20 protein-coding genes are annotated in these 25249 nt (G+C 70.7%); all 20 read left to right on the top strand.

The features are described 5' to 3' along the window. Positions 1–13 precede the first annotated feature (13 nt). Complete coding sequence (locus ACGFNN_RS21450) at positions 14–2053, top strand: lantibiotic dehydratase family protein (RefSeq protein ID WP_393557967.1); 2040 nt, start codon at positions 14–16, stop codon at positions 2051–2053. Continuing rightward, positions 2050–3120, top strand: coding sequence for a lanthionine synthetase C family protein (locus tag ACGFNN_RS21445; RefSeq protein ID WP_393557965.1), 1071 nt, complete (start codon positions 2050–2052; stop codon positions 3118–3120). Before ACGFNN_RS21450 ends, ACGFNN_RS21445 begins: the two co-directional genes overlap by 4 nt. A gap of 28 nt (positions 3121–3148) precedes the next feature. Next, complete coding sequence (gene fxlM / locus ACGFNN_RS21440; protein ID WP_393557963.1) at positions 3149–5194, top strand: methyltransferase, FxLD system; 2046 nt, start codon at positions 3149–3151, stop codon at positions 5192–5194. 4 nt (positions 5195–5198) lie between these two features. Then, the gene (locus ACGFNN_RS21435; protein WP_393557961.1) at positions 5199–6311 is read left to right on the top strand and encodes a hypothetical protein; all 1113 of its coding nucleotides are present in this window, start codon (positions 5199–5201) and stop codon (positions 6309–6311) included. Positions 6312–6545: 234 nt separating this feature from the next. Then, a complete protein-coding gene (locus ACGFNN_RS21430) occupies positions 6546–8486 on the top strand; it encodes an ATP-binding cassette domain-containing protein (protein ID WP_393557959.1) in 1941 nt (646 codons plus the stop codon). Between the two features lie 94 nt (positions 8487–8580). After that, complete coding sequence (gene fxlM, locus ACGFNN_RS21425; RefSeq protein WP_393557957.1) at positions 8581–10749, top strand: methyltransferase, FxLD system; 2169 nt, start codon at positions 8581–8583, stop codon at positions 10747–10749. A gap of 74 nt (positions 10750–10823) precedes the next feature. Beyond that, on the top strand, positions 10824–12011 hold the full coding sequence (locus ACGFNN_RS21420) for a M15 family metallopeptidase (RefSeq protein WP_393557955.1): 1188 nt from the start codon (positions 10824–10826) through the stop codon (positions 12009–12011). Between the two features lie 127 nt (positions 12012–12138). Next, positions 12139–13041, top strand: a complete 903-nt coding sequence (locus ACGFNN_RS21415) for an NUDIX domain-containing protein (RefSeq protein WP_393557953.1) — start codon at positions 12139–12141, stop codon at positions 13039–13041. Between the two features lie 26 nt (positions 13042–13067). Continuing rightward, on the top strand, positions 13068–14186 hold the full coding sequence (locus ACGFNN_RS21410) for a hypothetical protein (protein WP_393557951.1): 1119 nt from the start codon (positions 13068–13070) through the stop codon (positions 14184–14186). Continuing rightward, positions 14173–15222, top strand: a complete 1050-nt coding sequence (locus ACGFNN_RS21405; RefSeq protein WP_393557949.1) for an enolase C-terminal domain-like protein — start codon at positions 14173–14175, stop codon at positions 15220–15222. Before ACGFNN_RS21410 ends, ACGFNN_RS21405 begins: the two co-directional genes overlap by 14 nt. Before the next feature lie 71 nt (positions 15223–15293). Next, positions 15294–15671, top strand: coding sequence for a hypothetical protein (locus tag ACGFNN_RS21400; RefSeq protein WP_393557947.1), 378 nt, complete (start codon positions 15294–15296; stop codon positions 15669–15671). Further along, a complete protein-coding gene (locus tag ACGFNN_RS21395) occupies positions 15668–16366 on the top strand; it encodes an HAD family hydrolase (protein WP_393557945.1) in 699 nt (232 codons plus the stop codon). The genes ACGFNN_RS21400 and ACGFNN_RS21395 overlap by 4 nt, the downstream gene beginning before the upstream one ends. After that, the gene (locus tag ACGFNN_RS21390) at positions 16363–17142 is read left to right on the top strand and encodes a class I SAM-dependent methyltransferase (protein WP_393557943.1); all 780 of its coding nucleotides are present in this window, start codon (positions 16363–16365) and stop codon (positions 17140–17142) included. The genes ACGFNN_RS21395 and ACGFNN_RS21390 overlap by 4 nt, the downstream gene beginning before the upstream one ends. 80 nt (positions 17143–17222) lie before the next feature. Continuing rightward, positions 17223–17993, top strand: coding sequence for a phytanoyl-CoA dioxygenase family protein (locus ACGFNN_RS21385; protein ID WP_393557941.1), 771 nt, complete (start codon positions 17223–17225; stop codon positions 17991–17993). Positions 17994–18007: 14 nt separating this feature from the next. Then, entirely contained in the window at positions 18008–18661 is a 654-nt protein-coding gene (locus tag ACGFNN_RS21380) for an L-threonylcarbamoyladenylate synthase (RefSeq protein ID WP_393557940.1), read from the top strand. Continuing rightward, positions 18651–20762: a phosphoketolase gene (locus ACGFNN_RS21375; RefSeq protein WP_393557938.1), complete on the top strand. Its 2112-nt coding sequence runs from the start codon at positions 18651–18653 to the stop codon at positions 20760–20762. The genes ACGFNN_RS21380 and ACGFNN_RS21375 overlap by 11 nt, the downstream gene beginning before the upstream one ends. Then, the gene (locus ACGFNN_RS21370) at positions 20759–21625 is read left to right on the top strand and encodes a phytanoyl-CoA dioxygenase family protein (protein WP_393557937.1); all 867 of its coding nucleotides are present in this window, start codon (positions 20759–20761) and stop codon (positions 21623–21625) included. The genes ACGFNN_RS21375 and ACGFNN_RS21370 overlap by 4 nt, the downstream gene beginning before the upstream one ends. A gap of 462 nt (positions 21626–22087) precedes the next feature. Then, a complete protein-coding gene (locus ACGFNN_RS21365; protein ID WP_393557935.1) occupies positions 22088–22744 on the top strand; it encodes a hypothetical protein in 657 nt (218 codons plus the stop codon). Positions 22745–23716: 972 nt separating this feature from the next. Beyond that, positions 23717–24007 (top strand): hypothetical protein, encoded by a 291-nt coding sequence (locus ACGFNN_RS21360; protein WP_393557933.1) that lies wholly within the window; start codon positions 23717–23719, stop codon positions 24005–24007. Then, a complete protein-coding gene (locus ACGFNN_RS21355) occupies positions 24007–25248 on the top strand; it encodes an MAB_1171c family putative transporter (protein ID WP_393557931.1) in 1242 nt (413 codons plus the stop codon). The genes ACGFNN_RS21360 and ACGFNN_RS21355 overlap by 1 nt, the downstream gene beginning before the upstream one ends. Position 25249: the final 1 nt, after the last annotated feature.

The raw sequence follows: 25249 nt of genomic DNA, 5'->3' as shown, positions 1-25249 counted from the left end.
GAGGAAAACACTGATGACACGGCACCGGCCCAGCCTGTACGAGGCCGCAGGACAAGCCATGCTGCGCGCTGCGGTCCACACAGCCCAGCCCGCCATGCCGCCCTGGCCGAAGTCCACGGCGCCCACTGGCGAGTGGCGCGCGTGGCTGCGCACGGTGTGGTCCGACACCGCCTTCCAGCGCGCCGTGTCGCAGGCGAGCCCTCACCTGGCGGACCAGATGCAGGCCATCATCGACGGCCGCACGCCGAAGGTACGCCGGATGCGCGGGGCGGCGCTGTCCACCGCCCGCTACGCGATCCGCTACGCCCGCCGCTCCACCCCCTACGGCCTCTTCGCCGGCGTCGCCCCGCTCGGCTTCGCCCAGACCACGTCCGTCCACATCGGTGACGAGCACCAGGCTGTGGCCCGCCCCGAGCCGACCGGACTCGAGGAAATGCTCACCACCTGGGAGAGCGACGCCGCGCGCATGGCCGACGCGGAGGTCTGCGTCAACAACCTGATCCGACAGCGCGACCAGCACATCCACGTGCCCTCCGAGGGCGACGCCGCATTCCGCCTCACTCTGAACCCCGCACTGCGTCTCGTCCTCGACCTGGCCCGATCACCGATGGGGTACCGCCAGTTGTCCGACAAACTGGCCGCGGAATTCCCCGACGTAAGCGCCACCGCACGCGACCGGCTGCTCGGTGAACTGCTCCGGGTACGGCTGCTGCACTCGTCGCTTCGCGCACCGGCCACCGTCGCCGACCCCACCAAGGTCCTGCCGCCTGCGGCGCGTGTTCGGGCGGCCGAGTTGCCGGCCGCGCGCGACCTGCGGCTCGATGCCGAGGTGCGGCTGCCCGAGCACGTGCTCACGGAAGTGGAGACCGCGGCAACCGTCCTCGCGCGCCTGGCCAGCCACCCGGCCGGAACCCCGACGTGGCAGCGATGGATCGAGCGATTCAGCGAGCGCTACGGCGAGCGCCACATGGTGCCGGTGGACGTGGCCACGGATCCGGACCGGGGTGTGGGCTTTCCGGACGGGTTCCTCACGGCGAGCGAGCCGCCCCGGCCGATGTCCCGGCGCGACCGGCGGCTGCTGGAGCTGGCCGGCACCGCCGCCGTCGAAGGCAGCCGCACCGTCGCACTGACCGGGACGGTGATCGAGGAACTGGAAGCAGCCGCCGGCGACACGCCCCACGGCTTGGCGCCCCACCTCGAACTTGCCGCCCAGCTCCACGCCTCCTCCGTACCGGCCCTGGACCGCGGGGACTTCCGGCTGCGGGTGCTGACCGTCTCCCGCTCGGCCGGATCGATGACCGGCCGGTTCTGGCACCTGTTCCCCGGCACCGAGAGGGCGTACGCGACCCTGCCCACGGTCGATCCGAAGGCGGAGCTCGCGCAGCTCTCCTTCCACGCCGGGCGGGTCCATGCCGACCTGCTCACCCGCGCGCCGCAGGCCCTGCCCCGCGTCGTGAGCGTCGGCGAATTCCGGCACCCCGCCCCGAACGTCCTTTTCCCCCGCGACCTGTCGATCACCGCCGCCGACGGCCGTCCCCAGCTGGTGGAGACCGCCACGGGCAAGCCGCTGGAGCTGCTGGCGCCCACCGCCGTCAACTTCCTGTGGAACAACTACACCCCGCCGATGGCGCGCTTCCTCGGCGAGATCAGCCGCGCGGCATCGCCGCAGGTGACCTGGTTCGACTGGGGCGCCGCCTGGGCCCTGCCCTTCACCCCGGCCCTCACCTACCGGCGGACCATCCTCACCACCGCCCGGTGGAAGATCCGCAGTCGCGCACTGCCTGCCCGCACCGCGTCACTGCACCAGTGGACAGAGCAACTCCACGCCTGGCGGGTCCGATTCCGGGTGCCGGAACAGGTGCTGCTGGCAGAGGACGACCAGCAGCTTCCGCTCGATCTCACCCGCGACGTCGACCTGGACCTGCTCCGGGCGCACCTGGATGCCAGCCCCATCGGTATCGCCACCCTGCACGACGCGCCGCCGCCCGGTGCCGACGGGTGGATCGGCGGCCGAGCCCACAGCATCGTGGTCCCCCTTGCCAGGCGCTCATGACCACGACGGCCGTCCCCCGCACGCAGGATCTGTCCGAGGGCGCCCTCGGCATGGCCCTGCTCCACATCGAGCGCCGAGACCTGTCCACGGCACGCCGCCATCTCACCCGGGCCACCGCCCAGGGCGTGAGCACCGGAAGCAACGCCAGCCTCTTCCACGGCGCCCCCGCCCTGGAGTTCGTCCTGGCCCGTGCCCACGGGGCCGGCGACGACGTCCGCGCGGCCGTCGACCGCGTCGTGGACGCCCGGCTCGCCGCTGCCCACCGCCGTCAGGCCACCGGCGCGCTGCCCCACCTCGCAGAGTGGGACCTGATCCGCGGTCTGACCGGGCTCGCGGCGCTGCTGCTGTCGCGCCGCCCCGTCGCGCCCCGGCTCCCCGATGTGCTCTGCTGTCTCGTCGGTCTCGCCCGCCCCGCACGCGGCGGTAGCCGGATGGTTCCTGGGTGGTGGTCGGCGCTCGGCCCGGACGGTGCGGAGATGGTCGGCGGGCACGGCAACAACGGCATGGCCCACGGCATCGCAGGGCCCCTGTCCGTGCTCTCCCTCGCCTTACGCGAAGGCGTCAGCGTCCCCGGCCAGGAGGAGGCCATCGGCACGTTCGCGACCTGGCTCGACCGGCACGGCACCCATTACTGGTCCACCGCAGCCCACCTGGGCGACGACCGGCCGCCGGAGGCGGAGCTGGCCCGCCAGTCCTGGTGCTACGGCCAGCCCGGCATCGCCCGCGCGCAGCAGCTCGCCGCGCTCGCCCTCGAAGACACCGGACGCCGCCGAGCTGCTGAGGACACGGTCGCGACCATCCTGACCGACCCGCAACAGCTGGCCCGGATCACCGACTCGACGCTCTGCCACGGCTGGGCCGGCCTGCTGACCCTGACCCGCGCGGTCGCCGCGGACAGCCCCGACCCCGCACGCTTCACCCCCATCGTCCGCGACTTGCGCCGGCGGCTGGCCACCGGCTGGGAGCACCTGCACAAACCCGGCTTCCTGGAAGGCCGGGCCGGTGCCCAACTCGCCCTGCATCACGCCGCCACCTCCGGCTGGGCCCGTTCCCTGCTGCTCACCTGACCCCGCCCCTTCAAGGAGTTCCCTGACCATGGCCTTCGACGACGAGCACCTGCCCCTTTCCCCGGACACCGGTTGGTGGCACGCCTCCGTGGCCTTCCCCCAGCGGCACAAGGACGCCGCGCGGGTCTTGGCCACCGCACTGTCCGGCCGCCGTTTCCACTTCCTGCGCAAGGACGCCGGTGTGCGCCTGCGCACCGAGCAGCCCGCCCCCGAGCTGCTGGACCAGCTCGTCTCCGACGGTGTGCTCATCGGCTGGACCGACGGGATCTACGAGCCGGAGACCCATGCGTTCGGGGGGCCCGCGGGCATGGCGGTCGCGCACGACGTGTTCTGCGCCGACAGCCCGGCAGCCCTCGCCGAGACCGGTGCTCCCGGCGCCCGCGAGCGCGCCGTGATGCTTCTGTCCGCCATGATCCGCGGGGCCGGGCTGGACCCGTTCGAAGCCGGAGACGTCTACGCCCGGTGGGCCGCCCTGCGCCACCCCATCGTCCCGCCCCAGGGGCCCGCCCTGGACAAGGCCGTCTCCGCGATGCGTCGGCTCATGAACGCGGACGCCGCTCTGCGCCCTGATCCGGAAGCGGGCTGGGTCGAGCGTGTCGCCGCGTTCGAAGACGCCGGCCGCCAGCTGCGCCGGCTCGCCGCCGACGGCCGGCTGATACGCGGGATCCGGGCGGTCATCGCCCACCACGCGATCTTCGCGTTCAACCGCGCGGGCGTGCCTGTCGAAGCGCAGGCCGCCACCGCGTGGCTCGGCCGTCACGTCGCCTTCTCCGCCGGAGAAGGAGCTGACGTGTCTACCCGCAAGTCCGCATCAGCGGACCCTAACCTCCCTCGAATGGAGACCACCGTGACACCCGTGACCGACCCCGCCCAGCTGCGCGAAGCCCTCGCCCAACGGCTCGTCGACAGCGGCCAGCTGCGCAGCCAGGCGGCCATCGACGCTTTCCGCACCACCGACCGGCACGCCTTCCTGCCCGGCGTCGACCTGGAGCGCGCGTACAAGGAGGACGCGGTGCCGATCAAGCACGACGAGCACGGAGAGATGATCTCCTGCATCTCCGCCCCGTCCGTCGTCGCCACCCAGCTCGAACAGCTCGGGGCCCTGCCCGGCCACAAGGTCCTGGAAGCCGGAGCGGCCACCGGCTACAACGCCGCCCTCCTCGGCAAGATCGTCTCCCCCGGCGGGCAGGTGTGGACCCTCGACGTCGACAAGGACCTCGTCGCCGGCGCGAGCAAGCACCTCGCCGAGGCCGGCATCGACAACGCCACTACGGTGATGGCGGACGGCGCGGCCGGGCTGCCCGAGCACGCCCCCTACGACCGCATCCAGTTCACGGTCGGCGCGGGCGACGTCCCGGCCAAGATCCTCGAACAGCTCGCCCCCGACGGACGCCTGGTCCTGCCGATGCGGATCCGCGGCAGCATCTCCCGCTCCTTCGCCTTCGAACGCGACGGGGACACGTGGAAGACCGTCTCCTGCGAGATGGCCACCTTCGTCCCGCTGCGCAAGGGCGTCTGCGACGACGTGTACACCCTCGTCCCGATGGCCGGCGAAGGCACCGTGCGCCTGGAGACCTTCAGCGAGCAGGACGTCGACCGCGACGCCCTGCGGACCGTCCTCGACGAGCAGCAGACCAAGCTGTACACCGGGGTGAAGTTCCGGCAGGGATCCGCGTGGGAGTGGCTGTACCTGTGGCTGGCCTGCGTGCTGCCCAACGGCCTCTCCCGCCTGCCCGGCCAGCGCCCCGGGTTCACCCCGCACTTCGGCTGGGGTTCCATGGCCGCCCTCGACGGCGCATCGCTCGCGTACCTGACCATCCGCGAGGGCGAGGACGAGAAGGGCCGGTACTGGGAGGTCGGCGTGATCGGCCACGGCGAAGCGGGCCGCGGCCTCGCCGAGCGCGTCGTGGACGAGATCCGCGCCTGGGACGCCAGCGGCGGCAACGACGCCCCCGCACCAGGGTTCCGGATGGCCACCGCCGAGTCCCGCGACCGGCTGACGGGCAACGACCCGCGCTTCGTCATCGACAAGCCCTACAGCCGACTGGTCGTCGACTGGGCGCGCAAGGGCTGAGCCGATGATCCCCGCGATAGCCAGCCGCATCCCCCTGGTCCGCCGCACCAAGGCGCCCGCGCTCCCCTTAAAGGAGCGCATCCACCACCTCACCGGGCTGACCGTCGCGCCCGCAGGTGCGAGCCACTACGACCTGGTGGCCCGCGCCTGCGGGGTGCTCAACTACGCCGCACTGATCGCCTCCGACGTCGGCCTGCCCCGCGTGGCCCAGGAGCTGTGCTGGCGCCAGCACCAGGTCTTCGCCGACGCCGGACGCCTCAGCGGCCGGATCGCCATCATGTCGCTGATGCCGCTGGTCAACCTCTCCCGGCTGGAGACCCGCGCCGGCCGCGGTGAACTCGCCTACAGCTTGTTGCACAACCTCAACGACGCGGCCCGACACCGGAACAAGACCGACATCGACGGCCACATCGTCGACCTCTCGGACCTCACCGCCACGGAAGAGGACCACCGGGCGGTGTGCCAGGAGCTGTACATCGGCGTCCTCGTCGACGGCGCCCGTGCCCTCGCCCAGATCGGGCGCTGGACCGAGGCCGCCGACGCCATGGCCCAGCACCGCGGCATCGGCAACCGGCTCCTCGACGGTCGCCAGATCAAGATCATGGCCCTCATGGAGCAGGACTGCGACGAGCAGGCCCGCGACCTGATCGACACCACCCAGCCCACCGAGCCGTGGGAGAACCACGTCGCCGACCTCCTGCGCGCCCACTGCCGCCTCGGCCCGGCACACCTTCTGCCCGCCGCCCTCGACCAAGCCCAGCGTTCAGCCGCCGCGCTCCTCGCCGACCCCGAACCCTCGTACGCCGCGTTCCAGACCCGGGCGGGCCTGGCCGCTCTCGATGTCGCCGGCGGCGAGCCGCGCGCCGAATCGCTTGCCTGCGCTCTTGTTGCCGCGGCACGCCTCGACGCCTACTCCGCCCGAGAGGTCCTGCGCCACCCCGTCGCCGCCATTGCCTTGGACGAGGAGGCGAAAGACGTACTGACCGCGGTGACCGCCGCAGCCGGACTGGGATCCGGCGCCCTGTCCGCCGACCACCACGAGGCTCTGACGTGCGCAGTCGATCACGCCGAGACCCAACTGGGACAGCTGCTGCAGGCGGAACCGGCACCCGGATAGGGGGCGTGGACCCGGCCGGCTCGCTGGCCGGCACCGGTGATGCGGCGGGCATCGGCGTTTCGGCCATCTCCTGCCCGCAGCCGCTCCAAGCCAGAGCAGGGATCTCGCGCCCACGGGGTTGCCGGATGCGGGAGATAGCGGGCTTGGCAGCACGACCGAATGACGTGTGTTCGATATCGCAGCCCTGTCGTTAGACCTCACGACTCTGCCGACGCGACCGTCCTAGGGGGAACGATGACCTCGGCCATCACGCAGGACCAGCCGCCGCAACCGGAGAAGGGAACCGTGCCGGACGACGAAACCCACGGGGCCAGTGTTCGAGAGGAGGAATACCTCTACCGCGACGCATCGCGGCTCCAGGCCGGCTCCCTGCTGACCTCCCGCACCATGGCTCGACGTCTCCCCTCGCTCGTGCGGCGCTCGGTCCAGATGGCCTGGCACGTGGATCGCGGGGCGACCATCGGACTGCTGGTGTGCCAGACCGCGACCGGCGTCCTCGCAGCCCTCGGCCTCCTGGCCGTCACGGGCACGATCACCGCGCTGATCTCGTCCGGCGACATCACGGAGCGATTGTGGGACGCCGCCCCGCAGCTGGCCGTGATCGCCGGAGCCGCCGGTCTGCGTGCGCTCCTGGGCATCACCGTGGTCTGGCTGACCGGCCGGCTGCGCCCGGTCCTCGGACGGGCCGCCGAGTTGACGATGATCGAGGCCGCGCTCGGCGCGGAACTGGCCGCGAACAACAAGCCCAGCTACAACGACGCCTACGACATCGCCGACCGCGGCGCCCAGGTCACCCCCGACCTCGTCGAAGAAGCACAGGACGTCCTTGCGGCGACCGCCACCCTCGCCGCCGGCGCCACCGTCCTGACCGTCCTGCACCCCCTGCTCCTGCCCCTTCTCTTCCTCGCGTGCCTGCCGCAGGCCGCCGCCTACGTCCGCTCCGCGCGAGTGATCTACCTCGCCGGACTCGAGACCTCCGGCCGACGCCGGATGCTGGGAAAACTGCGCTGGCACATGGCCTATCAGGAGTCCAGTGAGGAGATGCGCGCCTGTCTGGCCGGCCCCTTCCTGATCGCCCGCTACCGGCGCCTGGCCGCCTCGGTCAACACCGCCGAACGCAACGCCGCGAACACCGGCGCCTGGATGGGACTGGCCGGAGCCGTGGCCGGCGGCGTCGCCTCCACCGCGGTGTGGGCGGCGCTGCTGTGGCTCCTGGCCTCCGGGAAGATGAGCCTCGCCGCCGGCGGCGGTGCCGTCTTCGCCCTCCAGACCGCAACCGGCTCGGTACGCGGCATCATCAACGGCGGCGCCCGCCTGGTCCGCACCGGCTGGTACGTCCAGGACTGGCAGAACTTCCTCGACAACGCGCACGGCCAGGCCATGACCGACTCCCGTGGCACCGCACCCGTGACCGCGCCCCCGGAGCGCTTCGAAGTCCGCGACGTCACCTACCGCTACGACGGAGCCCCCAAGAACAGCCTGAGCAACGTCTCTCTGCACATCCGGCGCGGCGAGATCGTGGCTCTGGTCGGGGAGAACGGCTCCGGCAAGACCACCCTCTCACGCCTGCTGTGCGGGCTCCTGCTGCCCACCGAGGGCGACGTGGCCTGGGACCACGCCTCCACCGCGGACCTGGACCCGTGGAAGTCGTGGGAGCACGTCGCGCTGGTGCCGCAGAAGTTCACGTACCTGCCGCTGACCATGCGGGACAACATCACCTTCGGGCAGGGCGACACCAGCGACGCGGCCCTGCTCGCCGCCTGCAAGGCATCCGGCGCCGCAGAGATGCTGCCGGGCCTGCGCTCCGGGCTGAACACCCTGCTGACCAGCGAATGGTTCGGCGGCCAGCAGCTCTCCGGCGGACAGTGGCAGCGCCTGGTCCTCACCCGCGCGTTCCACCGCCAAGCAGCACTCTTGGTGATGGACGAACCCACGGCCGCCCTCGACGCCCGCGCCGAGCACCGCATCTTCGCCGGTCTGCGCGAACTCGCCAAGGACCGGGCCATCCTCCTGATCACGCACCGGCTCACCAACGTTGCCGTCGCCGATCGCATCGTGGTGCTGGACGAAGGCCGGATCGTCCAAGAGGGCACCTACGCCCAACTCACGCAGCAGCCGGGCCTGTTCCGGACTCTGTGGGAACTGCAGCGCCGGATGAGCGGCGACACCTCCTGACGCCTGCTGCGCCACCCCTCCCCACTGCCGGGCAGAAACCGGCCCGATCTCCTGCTCCCTGCCCCACCTCCTCAGCACTCCCGGAAGGAATGCGGTGACGACTCCACCCACCACCGACATCAGAGACGCGAGCGAGCTGCGCCACCAGCTCATCGAGCAGCTCCAAACCGCTCAGCACATCCGCTCCGCCGCCGTCGAGCGCGCCTTCCGCACCGTGCCCCGACACACCTTCGCCCCCGAAACCGCAGTGGAAGCGGCGTACGCCAACGACATCGTCGCCACCCGCCTCCGCGACGACGGCACCGTCACCAGCTCCATCTCCGCACCCTGGCTGCAAGCCGAAATGCTCGAATCCGCCCGCATCCAACCCGGCCACCGCGTCCTGGAGATCGGCTCCGGCGGATACAACGCCGCCCTGATCGCCGAACTCGTCGGTCCGACCGGCCACGTCACCACCCTCGACATCGACCCCGCCGTGACCGAAAGGGCGCTCTGCTTCCTCGCCGAAACCGGGTACGACACCGTCAACGTAGTCACCACGGACGCAGAGCATCTGCCCGCCGAGGTGGTACCCGAGGGCGGATTCGACGCCATCATCGTCACCGTCGACACCTGGGACCTGCCCTGGATCGACGCCCTGGCCGAAGGCGGCCGACTCGTCGCGCCGCTGCGCCTGCACGGCTACCACTGGGCCATCGGCTTCACCAAGGCGGCAGGGCTCCTGCACAGCGACGAGCCGCTCGTCGTCTGCGGCTTCGTCGCCATGCAGGGCGACGGCGCCTGGAACCGCAACCGCCGCACCATCCCCGGCACCGGAGTCCACCTCTCCTGGGAAGACGGCACCCCGCTGCCCGTGGACCAACTCACCCCCGCCCTCACCCGCGAGCCGACCGTCACCCGAACCGGCATCACCGTCGGAGGCCAAGAGCCCTTCGACCTCCTCCAGCTCTACCTCGCCGGCGCCCTGCCCGGCTTCTGCCGCCTGGAAGCCGACCCCGACAGCGACCACCAGATCCTCAACCCACCGCCCCCTCACTGGCCCGCCGCCGCGATCGTCCGCGGAACCTCCCTCGCCCGGCTGACACATGAACGCATCGGCGACGGGGACGACGGCAAGGGCCGGTACGAATTCGTCATCCAGGGCTACGGGGACCAAGGACGCCTTGCCGCGCAGGAAATCGCCGAGCAGGTCAAGACCTGGCATCGCATCCACCGCGGCGCCCGCTGTCCCCTCGTCACCGTCCGACCGGCGGTCGACGGCGCACTGGCGGACCTTGCCCACCGTCCGCACGTCTTCGCGAAGAAGCACACCAGCGTCACCGTGGACTGGCCGATCGCGCCCGTCACCGTCCGCGAACCAGAGACGGCCAACGCCTCCGCCCTGATCTGCAACGACCGCGGCGAGTACCTGCTCCACCTGCGCGACTACTTCCCCGGCGAGATCTGGGAGCCGGGCATGTGGTCCCTGCTCGGCGGCGGCCGAGAACCCCAGGACGCCACCCTGGAGCACACCGTGCGCCGCGAACTGGCCGAGGAAGCCGGCCTCGACCTCCCCGACCTGACCCCGTTCGGCACCGAATACGCCTCCGACGACGCTGGCAGGACGGTGCCCATCGCCATCTACGCCGGCCGCTGGAACGGCGACCCGCGCGATCTCCACCTGACCGAGGGGGTGATGCTCGCCTGGTTCGCCCCGGACGACCTCCACCGCCTGCGCATCGCGGACACCACCAGCGACCTCGTACACCGCCACGCCGCCAGCCTCTCGACGATGAGGAGCCAATCCCCTTCCGAGGAGGAACGCCGGCCCTCGTCGCACGGAACAGTTCTCAACGTCGTCGGCGTCCACCTCTACCTGGAGCGGCCCGACGGGACGGTGCTGCTCGGACTGCGCCACCCCAGCAGCGCCTTCGCGCCGTCCACGTGGCATGCCCTGGCCGGCCACTGCGAGCAGGAAAACGCCATCGACTGCCTGATCAGGGAGGCCCGGGAGGAAGCCGGCCTGCGCATCGAGCGCCCGGACGTCGAACTCGTGCACGTCGTCCACCACATCGACTATGCCGGGGACCGGCCCCGCATGGGTCTGTTCTTCCGCGCCCGCACCTGGCGCGGCGAGCCGGAGCTGTGCGAGCCGGACAAGTGCACCCGGTGGAAGTTCTGGGACCCCACCGCCCTCCCCGACGACCTCGTCCCCTACACCCGGACGGCGATCGAAGGCATCCAAAACGGCGAGCTGTACAGCGAGACGGGCTGGCCCGCATGACCAGCTCCCCGACCAACGCACCCAGTCGCGTGCCCGCGTCCTCAGCAGCCGGACGTCCGGATACCCGCCTCGTCGTGATCCGCGGGAACTCTGCCTCGGGCAAGTCGAGCGTGGCCCAGGGCCTGCGCGATCACTACGGCCGCGGCGTCGCGATCGTGGGGCAGGACGTGATCCGCCGAAACGTGCTGCGCGAGCACGACACCACGGGCGGCACCAACATCGCCCTGCTCGGCAGGATCGCCCGCCACGCCCTGGACGCCGGCTTCCACGTCGTGCTCGAAGGGATCCTGTACGCCGACCGCTACAGCCACATGGTCTCGTCCCTGGTACGGGACCACCGCGGCGTCTCGGCCTGCTACTACCTCGACGTGCCTCTGGAGGCGACGCTGGCCCGGCACGCCTCGAAGGCGGATGCCGCGTACCTGGAACAGGTCACCGATACCCACCTCACCTCGTGGTACCGGGAGCTGGATCTGCTGCCGGGCGGGCTGGAGTCCGTGATCCCGGCCGACAGCGCTCTGCCCGAGACCGTCGCCCGGATCGTGCGCGACACCGATCTGACCGCTGCCGCCCCTGGCAGGCCACCGCAGCGCAAGCCGTCACAGGGAGACTCGATGAACCTGGTGCTGATGTCCGATCCGCAGGTAGCGGAGATCCCGGTGCGCGAGTGCGGAGAGCCGCTTGTCGACGTCCGCGAACACGACTTGCGCGTCGATCCCCGCAAGCAGGATCCGCTGGGCGCGTACGCCCACGTCCGCCAAGGCATCCTCGCCCGGTTGAAGCACGCGCGCTCGCTCCTGCCCGCCGGCATCGACCTGCTGTTCATCGAGGGCTACCGGCCGCTCGCCCTCCAGCGGCGCTACTTCACCGAGTACCGCGACGAGCTGGCCGCCGCGCAACCCGACTGGACACCGGAACAGCTGCACCAGGCCGCCAGCCGGTACGTGTCGCCGCCCGAGATCGCGCCCCACTCCGCGGGCGCAGCCGTAGACGTGACCCTCGTCGACCAGGACGGGCACGAACTCGACCTCGGAACCCGCGTCAACGCCTCCCCCGAGGAGAGTGACGGGGCCTGCTTCACGCACGCCCCGAACCTCAGCGACCAGGCGCGCCACCACCGCACTCTGCTGCTCAGCGCCATGGAGAGTGCGGGCTTCACGAACTACGGGACCGAGTTCTGGCACTTTTCGGCGGCGGACCGGTACGACGCTCTGATGCGGCGGGAACCGTACGCGCGCTACGGGCCGATCGAACTGCCCTAGCGCGTTCGCGGACCCGTCCACTTCCTCGCCCCGTTCCGATCCAAGGCACAGGAGCGGGCCACTGCTCCGTGAACGGTCGCCCCCCCACCACGAACAGGCAGACGGAAAGCATCGAACGGAGGCATACATGCCCGACCACACCCAGCAGGCGATTCCCGCCGTCCCGAGCCCCTCCGCCGGAGAGGTGCCGCCCGAGCACCACATGCACCTGCTCGCGCGGTACTACCGGCAGGTGGAATCCGGTCGCAAGACGATCGAAGTGAGGGTGGCCACGCCGAACAGGCGCGACATCAGCATCGGTGACACCGTCGTCTTCCACGACCGGGACACCGGGCGCGAAGTCGACGTCGTCGTGCAGCGGATCACCGCGTACCGCTCCTTCGAGGACCTGCTGCGCTCGGAGGACAGCGCGCTCATCGACCCGGACGAGCAACCTGGCGAGCTGCTCGCAAGCCTCCGCGACATCTACCCGCCGGCCAAGGAGGCTCTCGGCGTACTCGCGTTCGCCTTCGACCACCGTCCCGCCCGGCCCGGCCGCCCCATGCCGATGACGGCCGAGGCGTACGCGCAGACCGTGCCCCACCACACGGTGTACGGCTGCCTGTACATCCGCGACGAGGCTGACCGACCGGTCCAGCTCCGCTCGGTTTACGGATCGAGACTGTGGCAGTTCCCGGGCGGCAACCTCGACACCCCGGGCGAAGACCCCCTGCAGACCGCCCGGCGTGAGGCGGTCGAGGAGACGTGCCTCGAACTCGGTCTGGGTACGCCGACGCTCCTCCTGACGCACTTCCTGCACGCCGGGCCCAGCCTGCCACTGAACAAGGTGGGGCTCATCTTCGACGGAGGGCGCCTGACCACCGACCAGCTCGGTCGGATCCGTCTCGACCCGGCCGAGCACGACATGTGGGCCGTCCACGATCTCGCCACCTGGCAGGACCTGATGGCACCGCGGGCCTTCACCCGCCTCGACGCGATCGAACGAGCCCGGCTCGGCGAGGGCCCCGCCTACCTGATCACGCACACCTGACCTCAACACCAAGCTGGAGTTTGCTCATGCCGCAACTGTCCATGCGCCGGTCCATACCTTCGGCCAACGCTGTCGGTGCTCACCGACTGCACGATCTGGGGCAGATCGCCCTGCGCCACGGAGTCCCCATCGAGGACGTGCTGCTGATCGCCGTCAACCTGCACGGAATCACCTCCGATCACGACCGCAATCGGGCCAGGGTCAACCTCCGACTCGCTCGCCGCCCCGAGACCACCTGGCAGGTCATCGTCCCGCTGAACCGGCCAGCCAGCCCGTTCCTGCTCCGGGGCGACGAGCTGTGGCTGAACGGCGAGGTGGTCGCGCACGTCGAGCGCATCGACGCCGACGAGGCGGTCGGAGGGTATTTCCGCGACGGCGGCCGGGCCGCGACCCTCAACCCGAACGCGCGCAGCCGGTGCGTTGGGTGCGGCTGGTGCCCCAACACGCTGGAAGCCGCCGCCGACCCGAAGATGCAGGAGGAGCAGGGGCTCGACGCCCTGCTGCGCGCCCTCGGCGAGCAGCATCCCCGCCGCAACCTGGCCGAACTTACCGAGGTCACCGTCTCCACCGGCTGTTTCGAGCGGGAGGGGGCCGCCGTCGACCACCTGACCGCCCTGCGGCCTGCCCTCGAACGGGCTGGCGTCACGGCCCGGATCGGCTTCCTCACCTCCGTGCTGCGCAGCGACGAGGTGTTCGCGACGATCGCCTCGCAGGTGTCGCCGTTCGTCCTCCGGCTGACCGTCGAGCACTTCACCCGGCGGGAGGCCCTGATGAAGGAGACCAAGGCCAGCCTCCTCCCGGGGCAGATGCCGGACCTGCTGGCGCGGGCACGGGCGGCGGGGCTGGACACCTCGTACACGTACATAGCCGGGATCGACCCGCTGGAGGACCTCGCGCACGGGGTGAACACGCTGGCGGGCGAGGTCAGCGAGTTCCCGAACTTCCAGGTCTTCCAGGCGCACACGCCGGTGATGCAGGTAATGCGGACGCCGGGCGCGGAGAGCCTGGATTACTACCTGCGGGCGCGTACGGCCATCGAGCGGGCGATGGCGCCGACCGGGCTGCGGCCGGTGGGCTGGGAGTGCTACCGGCCGCTGTGGTACTTCACCTATGCGGGAGAGGACCTCGTCGGTGGGCCCCGCTGACGCGGTCATCGAGCGGGTGCGGGTCGAGTGCCTCGACGAGAGCGTGGCCGGCCCGTGGGAGAAGGGCGACAGCCGGTTCGCGGTGGTGGTCGAGGCCAGCGGGGTGACCGGGGCGTTCGCTCCGGTCGACGAGCTGCCCGCCGCGCTCATCGCCACCCGGCTCGGGCACAGCGCGCTGCGCCACCCCGTGAGCGACCACCGGGGCCTGCTGGACAGGCTCCTGGCCGAACTCGGTCCGCACGAGGCGGGGCTGGGCCGGTGGGCGGTGGGGGCGCTGGACTGCGCGGTGTGGGACCTGCACGGCCGCCTCGCCGACCTCCCGGTCGCGGCCCTGCTCAGCGACCGGCCCGCGCGGCGCGTCCCCGTCTACGCCTCCTGGCTCTCCCTGGACTTGAACGTGGCGTCGGCCGCCGACTTGGTCAGGGCGACCGCCGACGAGGGGTTCGCCTTCACCAAGTGGGCCCTGCGCGACGCCGAAGCAGGCGAGATCGCGCTGCTGGCCGAACGGGCGGCAAAGTGGGCGGGGCAGAGCGTGGCGGTGGACGCCCTGGGCACCTGGGGCCACCTGCGGACCGTGGAGGTCGCACCGCTCCTCGGCCCGGAGACAGTGCGCTGGGTGGAAGACCCGCTCGCGCGGACCGACCAGACCGCCTACACGCAACTGTTAAGTCATACAAGGGAACTTCGGGTCGCATTCGGCGAGCGGCTGTCGCATGAGGAGGACGCGAGGGCGCTGCTGGAGAACTGCCGCCCGACCGCGTTCACGTTCGACGCGGTGTGGTGCGGCGGCATCACCGAGGCGCAAGGCTGGCTGGGCGCCGCCCAGGACGCGAGGGTGCCGGTCCACCTGCATGGCCGGGCATTCCTGCCCGCCGTGCACCTGGCCGCCGCCTTCCCCGACGCGACCGGGGCGGTGGAGCACCAGGTGGTGTGGGAGCCGAGGCGGCAGCGGGCGCTGCGCGGCACGCTCCGGCCCGACGGCGGGCACGTCGTTCTCCCCGACCGGCCCGGCCTCGGGATGGAGGTGCGCCGGTAATGCCCAGACACACAGGGGAGTTAGCCGTCCACGGCCACCTGCGGCAGCACGAGGGGGAGACGCTGCTCGTCGTGGACGAGCGGCTGAGCGGACACGACACCTTCCTGTCCACGACCCTGCGCCTCGAACAGCCGGTGCACCTGCCCGAAGTCGCGGTCCGGATCCTCACGTTCGATGACGTCACCGTCCTGTCGCCCCTTGCCCCGGTCCTGCCGCAGGAGCGAGCTGGCGAGGAGTGGAGCGGCACGCTGCTGATTCCGCACGGCGCCCGCCCGCCAGCGATCCCCGACGACCTCGCCCAGGCGGCTGCCGAAGCCAGCGTCGACACCGCTGGCTGGTCGCCGGCCGAGGCCCGGCACCTGCTGACCTTCCTCGGCGAGGCCGGGTCCGCAACCGTGCGCGCCGAGCGGATCGGCATGATCATCACGGCTCTGGGAGGCCGCTCGTGAGCGCGGCGCCGGTGCGGCTGGTGAGCCTCGATGTCGGGTACACCCTGGGTGAGCCGTCCGGGATGACGCTGACGCAGCGCCTGGTGGAGCTGTCCCCGCGCCCGGCCCGGGAGGCGAAGCGGGCCGCCCAGCGGATCCTGCACGCCCTGGACCCGAGTGCCGATACGACGGGGCCGCAGTCGGTGTGCGCCGCCCTGGGTATTGCGTCGTCCGCCTTCCCCCACGACCACCGTCCGCCCGCCTTCGCCCTGTGGCCCGGCGCGGTGGAGGCGGTGGCGCGGATCGCCCGGGTCGTGCCGGTGGTCACCCTGTCGAACGTGAGCCACTGGGATGAGCGGGAGACCGACGTCGCGGCTCTTCTCTCCCCCCATCTGCGGGCCCATCACCCTTCATGGCGTATCGGGTTCGCCAAACCGGACCCGCGCGCCGTGGAGACTGTTGCCCGGCTGCACGACCGGGATCCCGTGGAGGTGCTGCACGTCGGCGACAGTCTCGACTACGACGTGCGCGGTGCCCTCGCCGCCGGAGCCCAGGCCCTGTGGATCACCCCGCGCCCGCCGTCGGCCGAAGCCCTCCGGGTGCTGGCCGAGCACCCCGGCCGGGTCACGGTCGTGCCGGACCTCGCCTGCGCGGTCCGGCACATCCAGCAGACCCTTCCCTCGTCAACCCCGTCCACCAGGAGCGCCACACTGTGAGCCAGTTCGACACCACCGCACCGTTCTACGCCGCCTACCGGCCCGGCATCCCGAGGGAGGCCGTCGAGCTGCTCACGCAGCGGGTGGCCGGCAAGGAGCACCGGGCCCTGCTCGACCTCGGATCCGGTACCGGGCAGGTCCCCCTCGCCCTAGCCGAGACGATGACGGAGATCGACGTCGTCGAGCAGGACGCGGGGATGCTCGCCGAGGCCGACAAGGCGCTCGCCGGGCTGCCGGTCACCGTCCGGCTGCACAACTCCCCGGCCGAGAAGTTCACCCCGCCCGCCTCCTACCGCGCCGACCTCGTCACGGTCTGCCGCGCCTTCCACTGGATGGACCAGGACGTGGTGCTGTCGCGGCTGGAGGGCATGACCGCGCCGGACGCGACCGTCGCGGTCATGGGCGACGGCAGCCTGTGGACCGCACGCACCGCGTGGACCGACGCCCTGCGGGCTCTGATCCAGGAGTACCTGGGCGAGGAGCGGCGTGCCGGGGCGGGCAAGACGTACGCGGCGCACAACCGGCCGTACAGCGAGATCCTCGCCGAGTCCGCCTTCGTCCAGGTCAAGGAGCACACGATCGCCGTCGAACGGGAGTGGACCACCGACATGGTGATCGGCTACCTGTATTCGACCTCCTTCGCCGCCCGGCCGCTGTTCGGCGAGCGGGTCGAGGACTTCGAGCGCCGTGCCCGGGCTCTGCTCGACGAGCACGCCGCCGCCGGCGGTCTGACTGAGCACGCCTCCTTCCAGGTCGTCCTCGGCCGCCGCGGCTGACCCGCTCCCCCCTTCTTCGCCGGGGCGGTCCCTCTTCCCGCCCCGGCCCTCTGTCCCACCCTTCCGGAAGGAGATCCACCATGCCTCGACCCGAGATATGGAGCGCCGACGAACAGCACCGGTTCGTCGACGACGGCGTCCTCATACGCCGTGGCCTGGTCCACGGCGACGCTCTGTCCCGGGCCCGTGACCTCGTCGGCGGCTGGCTGACCGAGACGTACGACCCCGCGCGGATCACCGCCTACACCGAACGCAGCTTCGCCCCCGAGCTGGAAGAGCACCCCGCTCTCCTCGCCCTCTACCGCCGCAGTGGCCTGGAGGAGCTGGCCGAGGACCTGCTGCGGCCCTCGTGGATCGCCCCGGTCACCCGGGCGCAGATCCAGATCCGGCTTCCGCACGGCGCCGAGCAGCCGGTGAAGCGGATGCACGTCGACGGCGTCTCCTGCCCCCACCTTCAACCGTCCGACCTGCGCACGTTCAGCTTCATCATCGGCGTCGTCCTGGAAGGCAGCGCCACCGCGGACGCCGGCGCTCTGCACTACGTGCCCGGCGGGCACCACCGGATGGCCCGCTACTTCGCCACGGACTGGACCCTGGGGCAGCCGGCCCAGACCCCCGACGACATCGACGCCCAGGACGGCACCGCCTTCACCGCCGAACCCGGTGACGTGATCGTGATGCACCACCTCGTCCCGCACCGGGTCGGCATCAACACCAGCAGCACCCCGAGGGTGATGGCGTACTTCCGTATCCAGCACGCCCAGCACCCCGAACTCGCCCTGGCCGCCCTGTCGGACCTGTGGCTGGAGTACCCGGCGCTCGCCGACCTCGCCCGCCTCGGCACCGCGTGAGAGGGCGGAGCACCGTGGATGTCCTCACACCCGAGCAGCTCCCCGCCGCCGCACGGCTCCTGGCCGCCGGGCAGGTGGTCGCCGTGCCCACCCCGCGCTGGTACATGCTGTGTGCCCGCGCCGCCGACCCCGGCGCCACGGACGCGGTCTTCCGCGCCAAGCAACGCCCCACCGACAAGCCGCTGCTGCTCCTGCTCGACGCCCCGGCCACGGCCGGGGCCCTGTTCGACCTGAGCGTCGACGCCCGCCTCCTGGCCGGCGCCCTGTGGCCGGGGGACCTCGCGCTGCGCCTTCCGTGGAAGCCGGACGCGCAGGCCGTCGCGGCGGTCGGCTCCCCGGCGCTCGTCGGATGCCCCGACGGGATCCTGGGCCGCCTCGTCGCCCTGGCCGGCGAACCTCTCGCCGCCGCCGTGTGCAGCATCTCCACCCCCGCCGCCGGCGAGCGGGACCACCCTGCGCTCACCGCCGCCCAGGTCGCCGCCTTCGAACAGGCCACGCAGAGCGGGATCGCCGCGGTCGTCGACGGCGGGATCTGCCCGCACGGCCGGCACATGACCATCGTCGACTGCCCCGCGGGCGCCCCGGCCCGCCTGGAGCGGGAAGGCACCGTCCACGCCCGCGCCGTCGAAGCCGCCCTCACCGAGCCGGGAGGACCGCATGTGGGCTGACCTCGCCCGCCGCACGAACCGCCTGGTGCCCGACGCGTCGGTGTCCGCCGTCGCCGACGCGCTCGACTACCTCTGTCTCGCCCAGCTCTACCTGCGCGACAACCCGCTCCTGGCCCGGCCCCTGACCCCGGCCGACATCAAGCCCCGGCCGACCGGGCACTGGGGGGTGTGTCCGCCCGTCAACCGGATGCTCGCCGCTCTGGGCCCGCTCCAGGCGGCCGTCCCCGACGGCTACGAACTGCACGTCCTGCACGGTGCCGGGCACGCCGGGCCCTCCGCCCTCGCCCACGCCTATCTCACCGGCCGACTCGGCCACGCCCACCCGGGCTTATGCCAGGGCGAGGTCGGACTGCGCGAACTCGTCTCGGGTTTCCCCCGGGCCGACATCGGCGGGGAGATCACCCCGATGATCCCCGGCCACCTGCACACCGGAGGCCAGCTCGGGCCCGCCCTCGCGATCGGACAGGGCACCGTCCTCGACGCGCCCCACCGGCTGTCGGTGGTCCTGATCGGCGACGGGGAGTGCGAGACCGGAATGACCGCCGCCTCCTGGCTCGCCACCCGCGCGCTGCACGGTACGGGCGACCACGGCACCGTCCTGCCCATCGTCCTGCTCAACGGACTACGCATGGGCGGACCGAGCGTGCTGTCCACCCTGAGCCGCGCCGAACTCACCGCCTACTTCACCGGCCTCGGCCACCGACCCGTCTACACCGACGGCCTCGACACCGACCAGCTCCGCCAGGCGCTGGCCGAAGCCCTCGGAGCCGCCCAGCCCCTGGGCATCCCGGGCACCTCCAGCGTCCTGGTGCTCACCCTGGACAAGGGCCACGGCGCCCCCGCCCGCCTCGCCGGCACCCCGGCGGTCCACAAGACGCCGCTGCGCGACCCCGCGGGCGCCGAGTTCGACGCGCTCGCCGACTGGCTGGCCTCCTACCAGCCCGCCCAGCTCCTCACCCCCGGCGGCCGGCCCCGGCCGCACCTGCTGCCCGCGCTCCCGCAGGCCCTGCCCGAGCCCGGCGGCCTCCCGGCGCCGCGCGGCTGCGTCACCGCCTCCGCCCAGGTCGCCGCCCACGCCGCAGGGCGCCCGTTCGCACAGGTGGTCCCCGAAGTCCTGCGGACCCGTGCCGGACAGGGACCGTTCCGCGTGTTCAGCCCCGACGAGCTGGCCTCCAACCGCCTCGACCTCACCGACGAACACGGACTCCCGGCGCCGTGGGCAGTGGAAGTGCTCAGCGAGGAGGTGTGCCACGCCTGGGCCCAGGGCTACACGGAGACCGGCAGAACCGCCCTCGTCGCCACCTACGAGGCGTTCGCGCCCATCACGCTCAGTCTCATCCAGCAGCAGCTCAAGCACCGTTCCGTACGCCGGCACACCGGGCTCGCCCCGCTGCCCAGCCTGGTCTACCTCCTGACCAGCCTGGGCTGGCACAACACCCTCACCCACCAAAACCCCAGCCTCACCACGGCGCTTCTGGCCGGCGGCGACCCCACGCTCCACGTCCTCACCCCCGCCGACCCCGCGCGCACCGCCGCCGCCCTCACCTTCGCCCTGCGCAAGCTCGACCGGTGCACGATCGTCGTCGCCGGCAAGCACACCCACCTCCACCACCCCCTCGACACCGTCGACGAGGAGCTCCGGCACGGCATCGCGATCTGGCCCCACCTGACCCACCCCGGTCCCGGCAAGCCCGATCTGATCCTCGCCTCCGCCGGAGACTTGCCCGCCGAGGCCCTGACCGCCCTCGCCCGGCGGCTGCGCGCCGAACGCCCCGACCTGCGCCTGCGGTACATCCACGTCCACGACCTCACAGCCCTCGCCGAGGACGGCACCCGCCCCCTCGCCCTCGCCCCGGACGCGTTCGCCCGCCACTTCGGCACCCGGGCGCCGATCATCCTGGCCACCAGCGGACACCCCGCCGACATCCACGCCCTCCTCGGCCGCCGCCACCCCGGAACCCGGCTCACCGTCCTCGGCTACCGCGACCCCGGCCGCCCCGTCTCCCAGGAACACCTCCGCCGATTCAGCGGCCTCGACGCCGCTGGTCTGTGGCAGCTCGCCACCACCCTCACCGTCACCCCGAAGGAGATACCGGCATGAGCATCCCGTTCCCGCCCGTCGCCCCTGACGCCGGTACCGTCGACGCCTTCGAACGCGACGGGTACGCGGTCATCCACAACGCGATCACTCCGGACCTGCGCGACCGACTCCTGATCGCCGCCGAGAAGCTGCTGGCCAGCGACATCACCCAGGGCCGCGACCAAGGCGGCGACGGCAAGGACGGCTTCCGCGGATGCCTCAACCTCGACCGCACCTTCCTCCCGCTCCTCGCCAACCCGGCCGTCCTGCCCACCGTTGTCCAGCTACTCAGCCCGAACATCCACCTGCTATCCGCCCACCTCATCGCCCTGCCCAGCGGCCCGCCCCGCACCATCCGCATCCCCGAACGCCACGGCTGGCACCGCGACATGTACGGCGTCACCGCCGACCTCGGCTTCCCCCACACCCCCCGGATGGCCATCAAGGCCGCCCACTACCTCACCCCCATTACCCCCGACTGCGGGCTGACCATGTTCCTCCCCGGCAGCCACCGCCTCACCGAAGAACCCGTCGTCCCCGTCGACGCCATCGACCCGCCCGACGCCGTCACGCCCGACCTCACCGGCACCGACGCGGTCCTCTTCGAGAACAGGACCTGGCACACCGGAGGCATCAACCTCTCCGGCAGCCCCCGCATCGCCCTCATGCTCCAGTACGGATACCGATGGCTTCACCCCGTCGACGACCTCACCACCGACCTCCGGAAAGACCCCGCGCTCACCCCGATCGAACGGCAGCTCCTCGGCCTGCCTGACCGTCGTCCGGACGGATCCCTCGCCAAGGGCAGCGGAGCCGCACCCATCCGGACCTGGTGGGGCACCGGCCCGTGGACCTCTTCCGACGTGCCCGCTCGACGGCGATGAAACCCAGCACGACGGCCTCAGCGCATTTGAAACCGCCGGTCATATTAGCCCCACGGAGTTTATGGGGCGTCGCGGGTCAGAGCACGCCGAAGAATCAGGTCGAGATGATCACTCCTATGCGAGTGAAGCGAGACGGCATGGTCCGGCCACCAGGCGCGACGGGATCGTCCAGTACATTGTGTGAACATGGACAGAGCACAACAAGCCCACATAGGGGAAATAGCTGAAAAGCTGTGCCAGCAGGCGACGGCGGCTGGCTACGAGGCGACCCCCACTCCGTTGGCGGAATGGCATAGTGCGTCACTGCCCGCCCTGGACCCTATAGCCCACGTACGGGCCACGCTGCAGGCTATTGAGGAGCGACTGGGTCCTCCTGCGCAATACGGCGGAAGTGGAGTCGGCCCCAGCATCCGTTGGCAGTGGGCGACCAGCACTCTCCTTTTGGATCAAGGATCAGACGGATTGCAGCTTTCCGTTCACCGGAGCGACGAGCTTACCGATCGCGAGGCCGCCGCCTTCCGCCATGGGGTGGGAAGTGGCATCCACCAGGTGGCGACGTACGGTGAACTGCCTTACCTGTGGCTGGTAAACCGTCACGACTCGGGCACGCCCGCTACCGTCTCGCCGCCACCCCCTCCAGCCTCCGACTGGCCGCAACTGGAGCAGTCGGTGAGAACACTACTGATCGCCTTGTCGGACCAGCTGCCGGCACAGCTCGGTACGGCCGGAGTGGGTTTCAATCTCGTCAATCGGGCCGACGGAGACCGGGTCCTTGCTGTCCTGTGCAATCCGGATGACGAGCTGATGGCGCTCATCGACACAACCGACTCGCCTGACCAGTGGAGCCCGGGACACGCCGAGTACGAAGACGGCATGACCCGCCGCGGCTGGCACTCCAAGATCCCGGTGGCCCGGTGGTGGGAGGCGAGTTTCCCGCGCGGCACCATGGGCGCGACAGCGCTGGCCGCACTCATCGTCCGCGAACTGCGAAGCCGTGGTGCCCGGGGGCCCGCCGACCTCGGCCTCTCGAATCTCAGCGCCGAGGAGACCCTGGACACGGGCCGCCTTGGTCGAGACCTTGGCCAGCTGTTCCTTCCCGGTCTGGGCGTCAGCCACTAAGTAACGGCAGGCACCAGCCGGCCTCGGCGTCGACAGAGAGCCCAGTCCCCGTTGATCCAACACTCCGGCGAGAAGGACTAACTGACGCCGCGTCACCAGCCGTGCCAAAAACGCCCTTTCGAGCGCTCCCGGCAACATGATCGTGCGAATTTACATCAGACGCGGAAACCTCACCAGAGTGACGCTCTTCCATATGGCTTTGCGGTATAGGCATTTCGACGCCTGGCGATGGGAAGGCGCCACGCAGCTCCACCTTACTTCTACGCCACCAGACGGGATTGTCAACGGAGGACGAATTGACCCTCGAACTCCCTGCCCGAGCGACTCAGAACCGAAACGACCAACCAGACTTATCCGTCACTTGTGGCCAAAATTCGAGACTCTGTGATTTGAAGCACATGAAATTTGGTGAGTTCCGACACCTCTACTTCTCAGGAGGCATACCCCGCTCAGCGATCGGCACTCCAAATCTGCCACTCTCAGCCAGCGTTGACCGCCCGTGACGGCCTCTCACCACTTGCAGTCGATTCCCCCGCAGGGCATGTACGCCAAAATCCCCCCCGAGCGACAGACATAAGGTCATTCCACGGGACGGCTGGCCTTCCCGTGATTCACCTCTCGCTCGCAGCAACGTGTCCTTCGCACCGGACTGACGTGCGTGACAAAAGGGACACCTAGGAAGGGGCGACAATGAGTGCGTCGCGCGTATTGGTCTCGGGCAGCGAGATGCGCAGACTGCGGCGGCAGTGCGAAGCGAAGCTACGCAACCTGCCACTCCCCAGTGAGACCTTCAGCGTGCACGCCCTGGCGGCCAATATGGAGGCCGTCAGCGGCCGGACGATCCGCCTTGTGGAGATTGACGATACGAGATCCGATCGTCGCACTGCGTGCGGGCTGCGCGTCCGAGGACGGCGCACCACCTACATACTCTTCCGGCGGCGTCCCACCCCGCACCAAACAGAGCACACGATCTTGCACGAGCTCGCGCACGAGTGGTTCGACCACCGTTCCACCCTCTCACCCCGAGAGGTGCTGCCTTACATTCCTGAGTCCTTCTGGGAGAGCATCACTGCGGAACTGGGCCCCGATGTGGAGGTCCAAGCCCGGTCACAGTACGGCACGGTCGAGGAGAGGGAGGCTGAGCTCTCCGCGACTCTCATCAAGATCATGCTGCAGCGGCGGGCAGGGGCCGGAGAGGACCCGCTCAGCCTGCTGGAGTCGAGCCTCTCGCACCCTGTGGCACGAACTGCGAGGACACTCTGATGCTTGATATCTGCACCTATGTCGGGGCGGCGGCCATGACCGTAATGGCGCTGTGGCGGTTGCCGGCGCTTCGATACGACGAGCCCGAGAGACGGGCCCTCTGGGCCTGCAGCGTCGGGTTCGCCGCCGCACTATGGTGCCGCGTTCCTGCCGTGAAGCGCGCCTTGGACGCACCGATCACCGACCTGTACGTGCTGGTGAAGTACCTCACCTCGATCTTTGCCATCCTCGCGGTACTGCGCTACATCACGGCGATCTACGGCAAGCCGGCGACCGAGGCACCCACACCGCGCCACGTGAGCACGTCCCGGCGCATCAACCGCATCGCGCACGCCTGCGCGCTCAGCGCAGTCGGCGCGATGATCGTACTCTTCTTCACTGCGGTGGACCGGAGTCAACCCAGCGTAGAGTTCGCAACCGATCACGCAGGGCAATGGGGCGCGGCCACCTTCATCAGCATCCTGTACGTGTACCTGGCGTCTGCCTCGGCAACCTGCGCCTTCCAATGGGGCCGAGCCGCCCGGCGCGCGGAGACTGGTCTTCTGCGCTCAGGTCTCGCGCTCATGACCCTCGCCATGACGCTCTACACGCTGTACTCGCTGTTCCGGATCGTCACGGTCTGGAGCCCGACGAGCGCCAGCGCGTCCACTATGCGAGTCGTCGCAGATTCCAGCAATCTCACGGTCGCCCTCCTGTGGGCCGCAGGGGCAAGCATCCCGTCCGCAAAAGCTCTTTCAGCGCGCTGGACTAGCTGGCGAGCGCTGCACAAGTTGTACCCGCTCCGGCACGATTTGGTGGAGGTCTTCCCTGACGTCCCATTCCAGCCGTCAGGATCCCGTCTACGGGAGTGGACGCGCGCTTCGCCCTCGCTGGATGTCAGGCTCGATCGGTGGACGCAGGAGATAGCGGACGCAGTGGAACAGCTTCGGCACCACGCCACTCCGACCCTGCTCCATACAGCGGAGGACGTGACTTCCGAGCATCCGGACCCTCAGCCGGCGGCGGAGGCGTACTGGATCAAGGCGGCCTTGCACAACGCGCGTCTGGGCAGTCGCTCTCCGCTGCCGGTGCGAGGTCTTAGGGACAAGCCTCTCTCCGACAGCCACGCCGAGGCGCACTGGCTAGCCCGTGTACAGGCCGTCTACGCGACCATCTCGAACGAACAGGTCGAGTCCCTGCTCTTCCGGACCGAGGGATCTGGAGGCCACCACCTCAGCAGACAAACTGCGGGGCAACCGTAGG

It is taken from the genome of Streptomyces sp. NPDC048590, from assembly GCF_043199535.1.
Lineage (GTDB): Bacteria > Actinomycetota > Actinomycetes > Streptomycetales > Streptomycetaceae > Streptomyces.
The sequence above is the reverse complement of the archived record's forward strand: the minus strand, read 5'-3'. Positions and strand labels throughout refer to the sequence as shown.